The sequence below is a fragment of the Sphingobium sp. FW306-1B-F04DB genome, assembly GCF_058781925.1.
This window is the reverse complement of the sequence record NZ_JBYSXE010000026.1, coordinates 39,849-54,810: the sequence shown is the minus strand read 5'-3', so window position 1 is coordinate 54,810 and position 14,962 is coordinate 39,849. Positions and strand designations below refer to the sequence as shown.

General features: G+C 65.9%; 12 protein-coding genes. 5 read left to right on the top strand and 7 right to left on the bottom strand.

The genetic code is table 11. The features are described 5' to 3' along the window. The first annotated feature begins 5 nt into the window (after positions 1-5). Together AC3WJD_RS12825 and AC3WJD_RS12820 are read left to right on the top strand one after the other, a co-directional pair. Complete coding sequence (locus AC3WJD_RS12825; protein WP_492747053.1) at positions 6-1,685, top strand: amidohydrolase; 1,680 nt, start codon at positions 6-8, stop codon at positions 1,683-1,685. 411 nt (positions 1,686-2,096) lie between these two features. Beyond that, positions 2,097-2,906 carry a hypothetical protein gene (locus AC3WJD_RS12820; protein WP_492747049.1) on the top strand — a complete coding sequence of 270 codons (810 nt, stop codon included), beginning with the start codon at positions 2,097-2,099 and terminating at the stop codon, positions 2,904-2,906. A gap of 10 nt (positions 2,907-2,916) precedes the next feature. Here the strand turns inward: AC3WJD_RS12820 and AC3WJD_RS12815 are convergent, their stop codons facing one another. Both AC3WJD_RS12815 and AC3WJD_RS12810 read right to left on the bottom strand, forming a co-directional pair. Further along, a complete protein-coding gene (locus tag AC3WJD_RS12815; protein ID WP_492747048.1) occupies positions 2,917-3,534 on the bottom strand; it encodes a thioredoxin family protein in 618 nt (205 codons plus the stop codon). A gap of 20 nt (positions 3,535-3,554) precedes the next feature. Continuing rightward, positions 3,555-5,624 (bottom strand): protein-disulfide reductase DsbD family protein, encoded by a 2,070-nt coding sequence (locus tag AC3WJD_RS12810; RefSeq protein ID WP_492747047.1) that lies wholly within the window; start codon positions 5,622-5,624, stop codon positions 3,555-3,557. Between the two features lie 69 nt (positions 5,625-5,693). Here AC3WJD_RS12810 and AC3WJD_RS12805 point away from each other — a divergent pair, with 69 nt between their 5' ends. Beyond that, entirely contained in the window at positions 5,694-7,328 is a 1,635-nt protein-coding gene (locus AC3WJD_RS12805; protein ID WP_492747046.1) for an alkaline phosphatase family protein, read from the top strand. 3 nt (positions 7,329-7,331) lie between these two features. Here AC3WJD_RS12805 and AC3WJD_RS12800 read toward each other — a convergent pair whose 3' ends face one another. The 5 genes from AC3WJD_RS12800 to AC3WJD_RS12780 all read right to left on the bottom strand — a co-directional run bounded on the left by AC3WJD_RS12800 (position 7,332) and on the right by AC3WJD_RS12780 (position 14,033). Beyond that, a complete protein-coding gene (locus tag AC3WJD_RS12800; RefSeq protein ID WP_492747045.1) occupies positions 7,332-8,255 on the bottom strand; it encodes a right-handed parallel beta-helix repeat-containing protein in 924 nt (307 codons plus the stop codon). A 93-nt stretch (positions 8,256-8,348) separates the two neighbouring features. Next, positions 8,349-10,955, bottom strand: a complete 2,607-nt coding sequence (metH, locus tag AC3WJD_RS12795) for a methionine synthase (RefSeq protein ID WP_492747044.1) — start codon at positions 10,953-10,955, stop codon at positions 8,349-8,351. Positions 10,956-11,092: 137 nt separating this feature from the next. After that, positions 11,093-12,139 carry a homocysteine S-methyltransferase family protein gene (locus AC3WJD_RS12790; protein ID WP_492747043.1) on the bottom strand — a complete coding sequence of 349 codons (1,047 nt, stop codon included), beginning with the start codon at positions 12,137-12,139 and terminating at the stop codon, positions 11,093-11,095. After that, complete coding sequence (metF, locus tag AC3WJD_RS12785; protein WP_492747041.1) at positions 12,136-13,077, bottom strand: methylenetetrahydrofolate reductase; 942 nt, start codon at positions 13,075-13,077, stop codon at positions 12,136-12,138. Before metF ends, AC3WJD_RS12790 begins: the two co-directional genes overlap by 4 nt. Next, complete coding sequence (locus tag AC3WJD_RS12780) at positions 13,074-14,033, bottom strand: ArsR/SmtB family transcription factor (RefSeq protein WP_492747039.1); 960 nt, start codon at positions 14,031-14,033, stop codon at positions 13,074-13,076. The genes metF and AC3WJD_RS12780 overlap by 4 nt, the downstream gene beginning before the upstream one ends. 232 nt (positions 14,034-14,265) lie before the next feature. Between AC3WJD_RS12780 and AC3WJD_RS12775 the strand changes: the two genes are divergently transcribed. Continuing rightward, positions 14,266-14,556 carry a hypothetical protein gene (locus AC3WJD_RS12775; RefSeq protein ID WP_492747038.1) on the top strand — a complete coding sequence of 97 codons (291 nt, stop codon included), beginning with the start codon at positions 14,266-14,268 and terminating at the stop codon, positions 14,554-14,556. Positions 14,557-14,639: 83 nt separating this feature from the next. Then, positions 14,640-14,846, top strand: a complete 207-nt coding sequence (locus AC3WJD_RS12770; protein ID WP_492747037.1) for a hypothetical protein — start codon at positions 14,640-14,642, stop codon at positions 14,844-14,846. The last annotated feature ends 116 nt before the right edge of the window (positions 14,847-14,962 follow it).

Below are 14,962 nucleotides of genomic sequence, written 5' to 3'. Positions count from 1 at the left end.
CTCCCCTGAAGGGGAGGGGCTTTATATTGGCAGCCCTCTTCGCCCTCCTCCCCAGCCCCGCGCTCGCCGATGGGCTGGTCGACAATGTCAACGGCCTGACGCTCGACAAGCAGGGCAAGGTCGTCCGTTTCAACGGCCTGCTGATCGACAAGGACGGCAAGGTCTCGAAGTTGCTCGAGCGCAAGGACAAGCGCCCCGAGCGCCCCGATTTCAAGACCGACGGCAAGGGCATGACATTGATGCCCGGGATCATCGACGCGCACGGCCATGTGATGGCGGTTGGATTCCAGGCGCTGACGCTCGATCTGTCCGCGGCCAAGTCGCTCGATGAGGCCAAGGCGATGATCGCGGCCTATGTCCAGCGCTACCCCGACCGCAAATGGGTGCTCGGCAGCGGGTGGAACCAGGAGGCATGGGGACTGGGTCGCTTCCCGACCGCCGCCGATCTCGACAGCGTGGTGTCCGATCGCCCGGTGTGGCTCCAGCGCGTCGACGGCCATGCGGGCTGGGCCAACAGCGCGGCGATGGCGGCGGCAGGCGTGACCGCCAAAACGGTGTCGCCGGCAGGTGGGCGCATCGAGAAGACCGGGACAGCCCCGAGCGGGGTCTTCGTCGATGCGGCGACCGCGCTGATCGACAAGTTCGTGCCCGCACCGCTGGCGCGCGAGCGCGACCTTGCCTTCGTCAAGGCGCAACAGGCGCTGCTTTCCTATGGCATCACCGCGATCGCCGATATGGGCACCAGCCTTGACGACTGGATGACCTACCGCCGCGCGGGCGACAATGGCGGGCTCAGTATCCGTATTCTTTCCTACGCGGGCGGCGTCCCCGCGATGATCCAGATCGGCGGCCCCGGCCCCAGCGCCTGGCTCTACAGCGACAAGCTGCGCATGGTCGGCGTGAAGCTCTATTCGGACGGCGCGCTCGGTTCGCGGGGGGCATGGCTCAAGCGGCCCTATCACGATGCGCCCAATGAAAGCGGGCTCGGTTTCCTGACCGACGCGCAGCTGCGCAACCTGATGAGCAGGGCGGCGATGGACAATTTCCAGGTGGCGGTCCACGCGATCGGCGACAAGGCGAACGAACAGCTGCTGGGCGCCATCGAGGAACTGTCCGAATCCTACACCGGCGATCGCCGCTGGCGCGTCGAGCATGCGCAGATCGTCGACCCCGTCGATATCGCGCGTTTCGGCAAGCATGGCATCATCGCCTCGATGCAGCCCGTCCACCAGACCTCGGACCGTCTGATGGCCGAGGCGCGGCTGGGTCCCGACCGGCTGGCGGGCGCCTATGCGTGGGAATCGATGATCAAGGCTGGGAGCAAGCTGGCCTTCGGATCGGACACGCCGGTCGAGAGCCCCGACCCCTTTGCGGGCATCGCTGCGGCCTTCACGCGCGAGGACGCCAGGGGCCAGCCCTTTGGCGGATGGCAGCCGCAGGAGCGTGTGACGCGCGAGCAGGCGCTTGCAGGCTTCACCACGGGCGGCGCTTATGCTGCCTTCGCGGAGGATCGGCTGGGCAGCCTGATGCCCGGCATGCGCGCCGACTTCATCCTGATCGATACCGACCCGCTGATGGCTACCCCCACCGAGATCCGCGCCACGAAGGTGCAGGAAACCTGGGTCGGCGGCCGTCCCGTCTGGACGCGCAGCCGCGCGGCCCGCGATGGAGAGCAGTCCAGATGAGGATCGAGCCCTTCAATATCGGTGTTTTGATCGCCTGACGGCGACACCCACCCCCCTTCCTTGAAAGGGAGGGGCAAAGATGCTCACGCCAGCGAAGATGGAAAAAAAAGCGTGCCGTTACGGCACTTTCCCTCTGCCCGAGGGTTATGCCCCGATCGCATGCCCGTGAGGCGATCCGGAGTGCTTGCTATGAGAGACGGGATCTCGAGACGCAACTTTGCCGCCGCTGTGTTGGCGGCGCCGATGCTACCCGGCCCGCTGCGGGCGCAGACTACGCTCATCGGCCGCACCTTTTCGGGCACGCGGAGCCTAACGGGCAGCGGCGGAGAGGGTGGCGAGGGACTGCGCGCGAAATCGGGCACGGTGATCCGAAACTGCCAGTTCCTCAATCTGGGCAACGGCGCGGTTAGGGTGAATGTCGCCACCGACAACCTGATCATGGAGGATTGTGAGGCGAACAATCTTTATCGCTTCCTCGAGGACACCTCATCTGCATCTACCAGTCCAGCGGTGCTCAGCAATTTCGCGCTGCGTCGCATCGTCGCGCGCGAACTCGATCACGGGATGACCCGTATTCGTTACGGATCGCATCAGGGGATAATCGAGGACGTCACCGCTTATGGCAGTGCGCAGGCTGACGCCTATTGCGTCGGCTTCCAGCTCGACGACACGGCCCACGACATCACCTATCAGCGATGCGGAGCACATGGCTTTCGCGAAACCGGCACCTCTTCTGGAAAATACTGGAATGGTGACGGTTTCTCCGACGAACGCGGCAACCGTGCGATCCGCTACATTGCCTGTACCGCCACCGACTCCACCGATGGAGGCTTCGACCTGAAGTCAGCCGACATGTATCTCGATGCTTGTGTCGCGCGCGGCAACAAGCGAAACTACCGGCTGTGGAGCACCGGCGAACTCCACGGCTGCAGAAGCGAGGAGCCCAAGTGGCAGGGCGGCACCGGAGGGCCTGCACACTTCTCCTTCCATGGCGAGACGGGCCGGTTCCTGCTCGACCGCCCGGTCGTGCGGGCCGGCGCGGACAACACGGCGCCCGTATTCCTGATCGAGACGACAACCCCACTCACGCTCGATATCGTCAACGCGGATATCGATGCAGCCGGTGCCCCGCTGTTTGCGATCAATGGTCCGGCGCCGCAGATCAACTGGTCGCCCGCGCGGGATCAGCAGACAATCCGCGTCGCGCGCGAGCGGGCGTGAACCGTACGCCTCAGCTCACATCGGAATATTTGACCGAGCAGCCATAGGGGCGCGATTCCTTGGCGGAGACGGGCTTGCCCGCCTTCATCTCGGCGAGTGCCGCGGTGACGTAGTTCTTCGCGCCGGCGATGTCGGAAGCCTTGGCGGTCGCCTTGTCGTCGATGCCGCCCTGATAGACGAGCGTGCCGTCCTTATCGATGATGAACATCTGCGGCGTGGTCTTGGCGCCATAGCCCTTGCCGACGACACCCTTGGGATCGAGCAGATAATAGCTGGCGTTGCTCTTCTGCTCCTTCATGAATGCCAGCGCCTCGGGCCCCGTCATATAGCCCTGCTTGCCCGGCGCGCCCGAATTGATCGTGAGCCAGACAACCCCGTCCTTGCGTGCGGCTCCCTGGAGTTTCTGCATGTTGCCGCTGTTATAGTGCTTCTGGACGAAGGGGCAGCCGGGGTTGTTCCATTCGAGCACCACGGTCTTGCCCTTGAACTGGCTGAGCTCGACCACCTTTCCGCTCGCGTCGTTGACGCGGAAGTTGCCCGCCTTCTGGCCCGTCACCTGCGCGCCGATCACGGGCGCCGCGACCGCGATCGCGGCAGCACCCAGCATTCCACCGATCCAGTATTTCATGATCCGTCTCCTCAGAAGGTTCAAACCGCCAGCGCCTTGAGCCGTTCCGGCGTCAGCACCTGCGGCAGGATTTGGGGCGCAGCGCCCGGCTTGTAGAAGAGGTAGAGCGGCACGCCCGACCGGCCATGGCTTTCGATGAAGCGACCGATCACCGGATCGCCGTCGGTCCAGTCGCCGACCAGCACCGCGACGCGCTTCGAGGCAAAGGCGTCCGCGACTTCCTGCCGCTCGATCGCCGCCTTTTCGTTGACCTTGCAGCTGAGGCACCAGTCGGCGGTGAAATAGACGAAGACGGGCCGCCCTTCCTTCTGAAGCGCTGCGAGGCGCGCCTCGCTGAAGGGCTCGGCAGCGAGCACGCCCGCGGTGCGCGCTTCCGCCGACTCCCGCGGCGCAGGCGAGATCGTAAGGATCATCGCGACCGCAACCGCCGCGGCCGGGGCGAGCGCGATCCAGCTACGGCCGCCGCCATGCGCCTGACGACGCCCGATCCACCAGAGAGCGAGCCCGATCGCAAGCGCGGCGGCGAGCCCCATCGCCATGCCGTCGACCCCGGCCTGGCGCCCGAGGATCCAAGCGAGGCCGAGCGCGGTGATGAACATCGGGATGGCAAGGAAGCGCTGGAAACGCTCCATCCATGCACCGGGCTTTGGCAGGCGCTTGCGCAGCGCGGGGATGAAGCCGAGCGCGAGGAAGGGAAGCGCAAGCCCTAGCCCGAGCCCCGCGAAGATCGTCAACGCGGCAAGCGGCGGAAGCACCAGCGCCGCGCCGAGCGCCACCCCCATGAAGGGTCCGGTGCACGGCGTGGCGACAAAAGCGGCGAGCGCGCCCGTCCAGAAGGCGCCCGCGGTGCCTCCACTACCGGCAAGCCCACTGCCAAAGCCCATCGGCACGAAATCGAACAGCCCGGCGAGATTGAGTGCGGCCGCGCTTACGAGCAGCAGCAGGAAAAGGATCACCCGCGGATCCTGTAACTGGAAGGCCCAGCCCGCCGCGCTTCCGCCCGCGCGCAGCCCGAGCAGCACGGCGCCAAGCCCGACGCAGACGAGCACGATCCCCGCGGTATAGGCTAGCGCCTCGCGCCGTGCGGCCGCTTCATGACCGCCCGCGCGGGCAAGGCTGAGCGCCTTGAGACTGAGGATCGGAAAGACGCAGGGCATGATGTTGAGCAGCAGGCCCCCGAGCAGTGCTGCGCCGAACGAGACAAGGAGCGTCCCGGCGAGCCCGCCCGTGGCCTCGGGGGCACCCTTGTCCCCGGCCCCGACAATCGCGCCCGCGGTCGAGACGTCGCCCGGCACCGCCTTCAGCTCGAGCCCGGTTTCCTTGTCGAGCGCGAGTACGCCCTCGATCGCCTTGAGCTCGCCGGCCTGCCCGCCCGCCTTGACCTCGATCGTCAGCATGTCGCCGTCGCGGCGGACGGTCTGGGGCGCAGCATAGTCGATCGCCCCATCGGTCAGGGGGAAGAAATAGACGTCACCCAGTTCAACCGAGGCGGGCAGCGGAACGCCAAGCCGGAAGCTGCCATTGGCGAGCTGGAAGCGTCCCTCGCTGCCGAGCGGCCGCGGCAACACCGCGCGCCAGCGGTCGAACTGCGCCTTCTTCGCGGGGTCAATCGCGCCGTCGCCGACGACAAGATCGATGTCCATCGTGCCACTTTCGGGGACGCAGACCTGATCGGTACAGGCCAGCCAGTCGGCGGCGAGCCGGATCGGCAGCTTCGTCCCCGGCGCCAGCCCCGCAGGTAACGTCAGCGTGATCAGATGCGCGTAGTCGCCCTCATAGACATAGTTCATCAGCCCCGCGAGCAGCAGCCGGTGGGGCACGGGATATTGCGCGTCGCCTGCGGTCACGCCCGCGGGCAGCGTCCAGTTGAATTCGGGCGTGATTCCCGCGTCGCCGGGGTTCTTCCAATAGCCATGCCAGCCCTTGGCGGGCTTCATCGCGAGCGCGAGCGTCACATTTCCGCCCGGCGCGGGCATCGCGCTTTCGGCGATCAGCGTGGGCGTGATGTTGGGCGCCTGCCCCTGCGCCAGCGCGGCCGTGCCCAGCAACAGGCCAAGCAACGTCATCATCACGAAACGCAATTTCATCATGCGGTCTTTATCCCTCGGGGTTCACCCTATACTAGCCGATCCGCCGGATATGGCGACAAGGAGTTATTCGTGAAAACATTTGCGCGCGTTACAGCTCTGCTCACCACGCTTTCGCTCCCCGCCATCGCCGCAGCGCAGCCCGCCGAAAAGCCCCGGCTGATCGTCGCGATCTCGGTCGACCAGTTCTCGGCCGACGTCTTCGCCGAATATCGTCCGCTGTTCAAGGACGGCATGAAACGGCTGCAGGACGGCGTGGTCTTCCCATCGGGCTATCAGAGCCATGCCGCGACCGAGACCTGCCCGGGCCATTCGACGATCCTGACCGGGTCGCACCCGGCGCGCACCGGGATCATCGCCAATAACTGGTTCGACCTGAGCCTCGGCCGCGAGGACAAGAAGGTCTATTGCTCCGAGGATGTGACCGCGCCGGGCAGCAGCTCGGACAAATATGTCGTCTCGACCAAATTCCTGAAGGTGCCGACGCTGGGCGACCGGCTGAAGGCCGCCGACCCCAAGACACGCGTCGTCGCGGTTGCAGGCAAGGACCGCGCCGCGGTGATGATGGGCGGGCACGAAACCGACCAGATGTGGTTCTGGGGCGGCAAGAGCTATGTGACGCTGCCCGAGCGCACCGGCGCTGCCCCCGCCACGGTCGCCCGGATCAACGCACGCGTCGCCGACGAGGTCGCGCGCCAGTACAAGGTCGCACTCCCCGCGCAATGCGCGTCCCGCGCGTTGGCGGTGCCGATCGGCGCGGGCAAGCAGGTGGGTGAGCTCGCCGGGCGCAAGGCCGAGGATTTTCGCGGCTTTCGCGCCGCAACCGCGTTCGACACCGCAACCGCTGACCTCGCGATCGGGCTGATGAAGGAAATGAAGCTCGGTCAGGGCAGCTCGACCGATGTGCTCACCATCGGCCTCTCGGCGACCGACTATGTCGGCCACGCCTTCGGCACCGGCGGCGCGGAGATGTGCAACCAGATGATGGGGCTCGATGCGAATGTCGGCCGCATCCTCTCGGCGCTCGACGCGAGCGGCGTTCCATATGCCGTCGTGCTGACCGCCGATCATGGCGGGCACGACCTGCCCGAGCGCAATCGCCTGCACGCCTTCCCCGACGCCGAGCGTGTCGACCCCGGGCTGATGCCCGAAAACTTCGGCAAGGCGCTCGCCGCCGAATATGGCCTGAAGCTGACCGGCCCGCTGTTCTACGCCGACGGCCCCTTTGGCGACTGGTATCTCGCGCGCGAGGTTCCCGCCGATCTCCGTCCGCGCCTGATCGCGGCCGCGCGCGCAAAGCTGCTCGCGCACTTCCAGGTCGCGGCCGTCCTCACCGCCGAGGAGCTGCGCCGCATGCCTTCGCCCCGGCCCCCCGTCGATGAATGGGACCTCGCCCAGCGCGCGCGCGCGTCGTTCGATCCCGAGCGGTCGGGCGATCTGATCGTGCTGCTGAAGCCCCATGTCACCCCGATCGCCGACCCGACCAAAGGCTATGTCGCGACGCACGGATCGCCCTGGATCTATGACCGCCGCGTGCCGATCATCTTCTATCGCCCCGGCGCCACGGGCTTCGAGCAGCCGCTGAGTGTCGAGACGGTCGATATCCTGCCGACACTGGCGGGACTGGCGGGGCTCAAGGTGCCCGCCGAAGAGATTGACGGGCGCTGCCTCGATCTCGATGCAGGGGCGGGCTCGACCTGCCCCTGATCGTCACTGACGCCTGAACGCCGTCAGTCCGCGCCCGAGCTGGTTGTTGGCAAGGACCACGCGCTCGCCGCTCCAGTCGACGACGAAAACGCTGGCCCGATTGATCCCGGGCGCGATCGAGGCGCGATTGTCGGCCACGACAAGACCTTCAGTGGGATTTTCGCGCTCCTCGGCCGCGACAGCGACGAGCGCGCTGTAATTCTCCTTGTCGCGTCCCTGGACAAAGGTGTTGCCGCGGATGGCGCCGACCGCGCCCGAAGGCAGGTCGATCATATAGTTGGTCGCGCGCCCCTGCGTGTCGTCAAAGCTCGATCCGGTGATCTCGACGCGCGCCGCGCGGCTCTTGACATAGTGCCCCCCGGTGCCGCGTTCGAAGCGCGAATTGGCCACGTTCAGTGCCCCGTAATGGCCGATATAGATGCTGTGCGCGCATGAACCGCCGTCGGGGCAATAGCCAAGTCCCGAGAAGGTCGAATCCTCTATCCGGATCGAACCAGCGGGGTCGTTGGCGGTCAGTATCCCCTGCTGCGAATCGAGGAACATCGCCTTGAAGACGTCGAGATCGCCCTTTTCCAGCCTGATGCCCGCGCCATTGTCGTCGGCGACGCGAAGGTTGCGAAAAACGATGCCGTCCACGGTCGCCGCTCGACCGCGGAGCACGAGCGCAGCCTTGCCCTCGCAGGTGGTCCGCTCGAAGACCACCTGGCCCGGGATCGCGGCGCGATAGGTGATCTCGCCCCTCTCCTGCACGGCGCATTGGCGATAGGTGCCGGGCGCGATGCGGATCGTCGCCTGCGCATCGCCGATCGCGTCGACCGCCTCGAACAGCTTTTCGAATTGCTGTCCCGTCTCGACGATCGTGAAGGGCGCACCATTCTCCTGCGCGAGCGTCGGACTCGCCAGCAGCGGGATCGCAATCATGAGCATCGCTTTACGCATCATGCGCCCCGGGTGACTCGCAAGCGCGCGCGAGTCGATGACGAATGTCGGTTAATTCGACGCGCTAACCATTTTTTGCGGTCAGTCCAGATTGGGCCTGAGCCAGCGTTCCGCGGTCGCCAGATCGACGCCGCGCCGTACCGCATATTCCTCGAGCTGGTCGCGGTCGATCCGCGCCACGCCGAAATATTCGCTGTCGGGATGGCCGAAATAGAAACCCGAGACCGCGGCCGTCGGCAGCATGGCGAAGCTGTCGGTCAGCGTGATGCCCGCAGGCGTCTCGCCGTTCTCATCGCGCAGCATGTCGAACAGGATCGGCTTCTGGCTGTGATCGGGGCACGCGGGATAGCCCGGCGCGGGGCGGATGCCGCGATACTGTTCCTTGATCAGCGCCTCGTTGGTCAGCTGCTCGCCCTCGGCATAGCCCCAGAGCGTGGTGCGGACATGATGATGCATCCGCTCGGCAAAGGCCTCGGCAAGACGGTCGGCCAGCGCTTTCAGGAGGATATCGGAATAATCGTCATTGTCGGCCTTGAAGCGCGCGAGATGCGGCTCGATCCCGTGGCCCGCGGTGACCGCGAAGCCGCCGATCCAGTCGCCCGAAGGGTCGATGAAGTCGGCAAGGCACATGTTGGCGCGCCCCTCGCGCTTCTGGATCTGCTGGCGGAGGAAGGGCATTCGCACCTCGCTGCCATTGGCGCCGATCAGCACGTCGTCACCCTCACGCCGGCACGGCCAGAGCGCGGCGACGCCCTTCGCGGTCAGCCATTTCTCGGCGATGATCTGGTCGAGCATCACCTGCGCGTCGGCGAACAGGCTGCGCGCGCTCTCGCCGACGATCGCGTCGTCGAGGATCGCGGGATAGTTGCCCGCAAGCTCCCACGAGCGGAAAAAAGGCGTCCAGTCGATATAGTCGCGCAGGTCCGCGAGCGACCAGTCGTCGAAGCGGTGCACGCCCGGCTGGTTCGGCGCACCGGGCTTTTGCGCATAATCGGTCGGGAAGGCGTTGGCGCGCGCGGCCTCGATCGGCACCAGTGCGTTCTGCCCCTTACCCTCGCGTGCTTCACGCACCGCCTGATAGTCGGCGGCAGTCTTCGCGACGAAGGGATCGCGCTGGGTATCGCTGACCAGCGTCGAGGCAACGCCGACCGCGCGGCTCGCGTCGAGCACATGGACGACGGGCCCTTTATAGGCGGGATCGATGCGGAGCGCAGTATGGACTCTGGACGTGGTCGCGCCGCCGATCAGCAGCGGGATCGCCATCTCGGCGCGCTGCATTTCCTCAGCCACGGTCACCATCTCGTCGAGCGAGGGCGTGATGAGGCCCGACAGCCCGATCATGTCCGCATCATTCTCGTTGGCGGCCTTCAGGATATCGGTCCACGCCACCATCACGCCGAGATCGATGACCTCGAAGCCGTTGCACTGGAGCACGACGCCGACGATGTTCTTGCCGATATCGTGGACGTCTCCCTTGACGGTCGCCATCACGACGCAGCCCTTGGCCTTGGCGCCCGCTTCCTTCTGCGCCTCGATAAAGGGGAGCAGGTGCGCGACCGCCTTCTTCATGACGCGCGCCGATTTCACGACCTGCGGCAGGAACATCTTGCCCGAGCCGAACAGGTCTCCGACGACGTTCATGCCGTCCATCAGCGGGCCCTCGATCACCTCGATCGGCCTTGCGAAGAGCTGGCGCGCCTCCTCGGTGTCATCGACGACATGCGCGTCTATGCCCTTGACCAGCGCATGTTCGAGCCGCTTGGCGACCTCCCAGCCGCGCCATTCCTCGGCGGCCTTTTCGGCGACGGCGTCGGTGCCCTTGAACTTCTCGGCGAGCGCGATCAGCCGGTCGGTCGCTTCCGGATCGCGGTTGAGGATCACATCCTCGCACGCCTGGCGCAGCTCGGGATCGATCGTGTCATAGACGTCGAGCTGGCCGGCATTGACGATGCCCATGTCCATGCCCGCGGGAATGGCGTGATAGAGGAAGACCGAGTGCATCGCGCGGCGCACGGGCTCGTTGCCGCGGAAGCTGAAGCTCAGGTTTGAAAGCCCGCCCGAGATATGGACGTGCGGGCAGCGCTTCCGGATCTCGCGCGTCGCCTCGATGAAGTCGACGCCGTAATTGTTGTGCTCCTCGATCCCCGTCGCCACCGCGAAGATATTGGGATCGAAGATGATGTCCTCGGGCGGGAAGCCGATGCCCATCAGCAGTTTGTAGGCGCGCTCGCAGATCTCGATCTTGCGCTGCTGGGTGTCGGCCTGTCCCGTCTCGTCGAACGCCATGACCACAACCGCGGCGCCATAGGCCATCACCTTGCGCGCGTGCTTGAGGAACTCCTCCTCGCCCTCCTTCATACTGATCGAGTTGACGATCGGCTTGCCTGAGACGCATTTCAGGCCCGCCTCGATCACGCTCCATTTGGAGCTGTCGATCATGATCGGCACGCGCGCGATGTCGGGCTCGGCGGCGATGAGCTTGAGGAAGGTCGTCATCGCATGCTCGGCGTCGAGCAGCCCCTCGTCCATGTTGACGTCGACGACCTGCGCACCATTCTCGACCTGCTGGCGCGCGACCTCGACCGCCCTGGCGTAGTCGCCCGCCATGATGAGCTTCTTGAACGCCGCGGAACCCGTGACGTTGGTGCGTTCACCGATATTGACGAAAGAGGCGGTCGATTGGGTCATTTGTATCCGTGTTCATTCTGCTCCCTCTCCCGTAAGCGGGAGAGGGTTGGGGTGAGGGAGCGAGCGCGGTACGCGCGAGCCTTCGGCACGCGCGCCCTCACCCTGCCCTCTCCCGCAAGCGGGAGAGGGTAAAACGATCACGCCGCCATGATCATCGGCTCGAGGCCGGCGAGACGCGTCACCACGGGCGGGCTGGGAAGCCGGCGGGGTTCGAGCCCGGTCACGGTCCGTGCCATCGCCGCGATATGCGCGGGGGTCGATCCGCAGCAGCCGCCGAGGATGTTGACCTGGCCCTTGCCCGCCCATTCGCCGACGAGCTTCGCGGTCTGCTCGGGCAGCTCGTCATACTGGCCGAGCTCGTTGGGCAGGCCCGCATTGGGATAGACCATGATCAGCGTGTCGGCGATGCCTGAGAGAACCTGGACATGCGGACGGAGCTGTTCGGCGCCGAAGGAGCAGTTGAGCCCGATCGTCACGGGCCGTGCGTGCCGTACGGCGTGCCAGAAGGCCTCGACCGTATGCCCCGAGAGATTGCGTCCCGACAGGTCGGTGAGCGTCATCGAGATCATTAGCGGTACGTCGCGACCCAGCGCCTCGCCCGCCTCGATCGCCGCCATGATCCCGGCCTTGGCATTGAGCGTGTCGAAGATCGTCTCGATCAGGATGAAGTCCACCCCGCCCTCGATCAGCGCGTCGATCTGCTCGCGATAGACCGATTTCAGATAGTCGAAGTCGATCTCGCGAAAGCCGGGATCGTTGACGTCTGGCGAAAGCGACAGCGTCTTGTTGGTGGGCCCGATCGCCCCCGCGACGAAGCGCGGGCGGCCGTCGCGGTTCTGCATCGCATCGGCCTCGCGCCGCGCGATCCGGGCGGAGGCGATGTTGATCTCGCGCACCAGATGCTCGGCGGCATAGTCCGCCTGACTGATGACATTGGCCGAAAAGGTGTTGGTCGAGACGATGTCCGACCCCGCTTCCAGATAGGCACGCGTGATCGCCTCGACGATCTCGGGCCGCGTCAGCGCGAGAATGTCATTATTGCCCTTCTGGTCGCGCGCGAGATCGAGATCGCCACGATAGGCTGCCTCGTCGAGCCTGTAGTTCTGGATCTCGGTGCCGAAGGCGCCATCGGTGAGCAGGATGCGGCTCGAAGCGGCCTCGATCAGTTTCTGGCGCGCGCTCATGCGGCCTTCTCCTCAACATTGGACTTGGGCCGAAGCCCGAGCAGATGGCAGATCGCGTAGCTCAGCTCGGCGCGGTTCAGCGTGTAGAAGTGGAAATGGCGAACGCCGCCCGCATAAAGCTTGCGGCAGAGCTCGGCCGAGATCGTCGCGGCGACCAGCTGGCGCGCGGCGGGCATGTCGTCGAGCCCCTCGAACAGCCGGTCCATCCAGGGCGGGATCGCCGCACCGCACATCGCGGCGAACTTGCGCGTCTGCGCGACATTGGAGACCGGCAGGATGCCGGGCACAATCTCGGCATCGATCCCCGCCGCGGCTGCACGGTCGCGGAAGCGGAAGAAGCAGTCGGGCGAGAAGAAGAACTGGCTGATCGCGCGATTGGCGCCAGCATCGAGCTTGCGTTTCAGATTGTCGAGATCGGCCTGCCCGCTCTGCGCCTCGGGATGCGTTTCAGGATAGGCCGCGACCGAAATCTCGAAGGGCGCGATTTCCCTAAGGCCTGCGACCAGATCGGCGGCCCCCGAAAACCCTTCCGGATGCGGTGCGAACCTGGTGCCCATAACGGGCGGGTCGCCGCGCAGCGCAACGATATGGCGCACGCCCGCCTCCCAATAGGCCTCCGCGATCTCACGGATATCGGCCTTGCTCGCCTCGACACAGGTCAGATGCGCGGCGGCGGGGATCGGGGTTTCCTGCTGGATGCGCGCGACAGTCGCGTGCGTGCGTTCCCGCGTCGAGCCGCCCGCGCCATAGGTCACCGAGACGAAGCGCGGCCCGAGCGGCACCAGCGCCTGGATCGCATCCCACAAGGTCTGTTCCATCTTCTCGGTCTTCGGCGGGAAGAACTCGAACGAAACCTGCGCGTCGCCCGCCAGATCGGCGAACAGCGGGGCGTCGAGCGCGCGGCGCGCTTCCTCCAGCTGACTGAGGGTGAAGGTCATGCCGCTTTCCTTTGTGTCATATCCTGTTCCTCGCGGCGGCCGAGCCAGAGCTTCACGGTCAGCTCGCCCCCCTTCAATTCCTCGATCGCGCCGAGCGAGAGCCCGGCGTCGGCGAACCAGTGCCGGATCTGATCGTCGCCAAAACCCAGGCGCGCATGCGCGTCCTCGCTGCGCAGTTCCTCGCGCTCGTGCGGCGCGAAATCGGCGATCAGCAGGCGTCCACCGGGTGCCAGCAGGCGCGCGGCTTCGGCAATTGCCGCTTCGGGTATCTGCGCGAAATGGAGCAGCTGGTGGAGCACCACGGTATCGGCCGAACCGTCGGCGAGCGGCAGCGCGTACATGTCGCCCTGACGCAGCTCCGCGGAACCGAGACCCGCCTCGGCAAGTTTGGCGCGCGCAAGCCGCAGCATCTGGGGGCTGCGATCGACGCCAAGCGCGCTTGTCGAGTCGTGGCCGAAGAGTGCAAGCATCCGCCCCGTCCCCGTCCCGATATCGACCAGCCGGCCGATCGGCTCACCGCTCAGCAGCTGGCGCATCGCTGCCTCGACCTCGCTCTCGGCGACATAGAGGCCGCGGATCGCATCCCATTGCTCGGCATGCGCATCGAAATAACGTTCGGCCGCGACCGCACGGTCGGCGCGCACCGCGGCGAGACGCGCGGCATCCGCCGCCTGCCAGGGATCGGCGCCGCCCTTTGTCCAGGCGTCCAGCGCGGGAAGCAGCGGCGCCACCGCCGCTTGCTCGCCCAGCGTCAGGAACACCCAGCTACCCTCGCGACGACGCGCGGTGAGCCCGGCGTCCGCCAGAATCTTGACATGGCGCGACACGCGCGGCTGGCTCTGCCCCAGCGTCTGCGCAAGTTCACCCACCGACAGCTCCATCTGGCGCAGCAGCGCGAAGATACGCAGCCGCGTCGGATCGCCAAGTGCGCGAAAGATGTCGAGAGATCGGCTCATGTGAACATGATATAAAGATATCTTTATATGTGGTCAACGAAGCACTTCTATCCGCACCGGAAAGCCGGCTGTTGTGTCCCACGCCGGAGCAGTCGTCGCGCCTGCCCCGTCGCGTGTTGCGCCGCGGGAATCGAGCGGTTAGAAAATGCGGCGCATGAGCGAAAGGATCGGTCGCGGCCAGGCCGGCGCATGCGCGAACTTGGCCACAGGGTTCAAACAGGAGAGAAAATCCATGAAGAAATCGATCACCGCGTCGCTCGTTCTCGCGGCCGCGCTCGGGCTCGCAGCCTGCAGCGAAAAGGCGCAGGACGAAAGCGCCGAAGCCGCGAACGCGCTGGCAGGCGACGCCGCCGCCACCGTTGACAACGCTGCGGCCGATGTCGCCAATGTCGGTGAAAACGCGATCGGCGCGGCCGAAGCGGCTGCGGACAATGCCGCCGCGGCCACCGCGAATGCGACCGCCAACACGCTGGACGCTGCCGGCAACGCGCTCAAGGAAGGCGCCGAGGAAGTGAAGCACTGATCGCTTTATTCTTCGATCGATCGGGGGTCGCGTTCCGCCATGGGACGCGGCCCTTTTTCATTGGACGCAAGGGAGAACCGGTCGTGACCCGTTTGCTGATGCTCCTTCTGCCGATCGCACTCACCGCCTGTGGCGAATCCGACACCGAAACCGAGGTCAACCCCGCCACCGCCGATGAAGCGCAAGCACTGAACGAAGCCGCCGAAATGCTCGATGGGCATGTCAACAATGCGACGGAGACGCTTCCGGTAGTCGAGGCGGCCGCGAACGCCGCCAACAGTCAGCAATAGCGTAAGACTGTCGCTCCAGCGAAAACTGGGGCGACAGGGCAGCGCATGATACCGGACACACAAGAAAAGGGCCGGAGGTTTCCCCCGGCCCCTTCTTTTTCACCTGAACGGCGCGA

What these genes read in the sequence shown, in the direction of transcription:
- AC3WJD_RS12810 (WP_492747047.1), bottom strand. Translation starts at nt 5,624, where the DNA reads ATGATGAAATTGCGTTTCGTGATGATGACGTTGCTTGGCCTGTTGCTG.
- AC3WJD_RS12780 (WP_492747039.1), bottom strand. Translation starts at nt 14,033, where the DNA reads ATGAGCCGATCTCTCGACATCTTTCGCGCACTTGGCGATCCGACGCGG.
- AC3WJD_RS12800 (WP_492747045.1), bottom strand. Translation starts at nt 8,255, where the DNA reads ATGCTCATGATTGCGATCCCGCTGCTGGCGAGTCCGACGCTCGCGCAG.
- metH (WP_492747044.1), bottom strand. Translation starts at nt 10,955, where the DNA reads ATGACCCAATCGACCGCCTCTTTCGTCAATATCGGTGAACGCACCAAC.
- AC3WJD_RS12775 (WP_492747038.1), top strand. Translation starts at nt 14,266, where the DNA reads ATGAAGAAATCGATCACCGCGTCGCTCGTTCTCGCGGCCGCGCTCGGG.
- AC3WJD_RS12790 (WP_492747043.1), bottom strand. Translation starts at nt 12,139, where the DNA reads ATGAGCGCGCGCCAGAAACTGATCGAGGCCGCTTCGAGCCGCATCCTG.
- metF (WP_492747041.1), bottom strand. Translation starts at nt 13,077, where the DNA reads ATGACCTTCACCCTCAGTCAGCTGGAGGAAGCGCGCCGCGCGCTCGAC.
- AC3WJD_RS12815 (WP_492747048.1), bottom strand. Translation starts at nt 3,534, where the DNA reads ATGAAATACTGGATCGGTGGAATGCTGGGTGCTGCCGCGATCGCGGTC.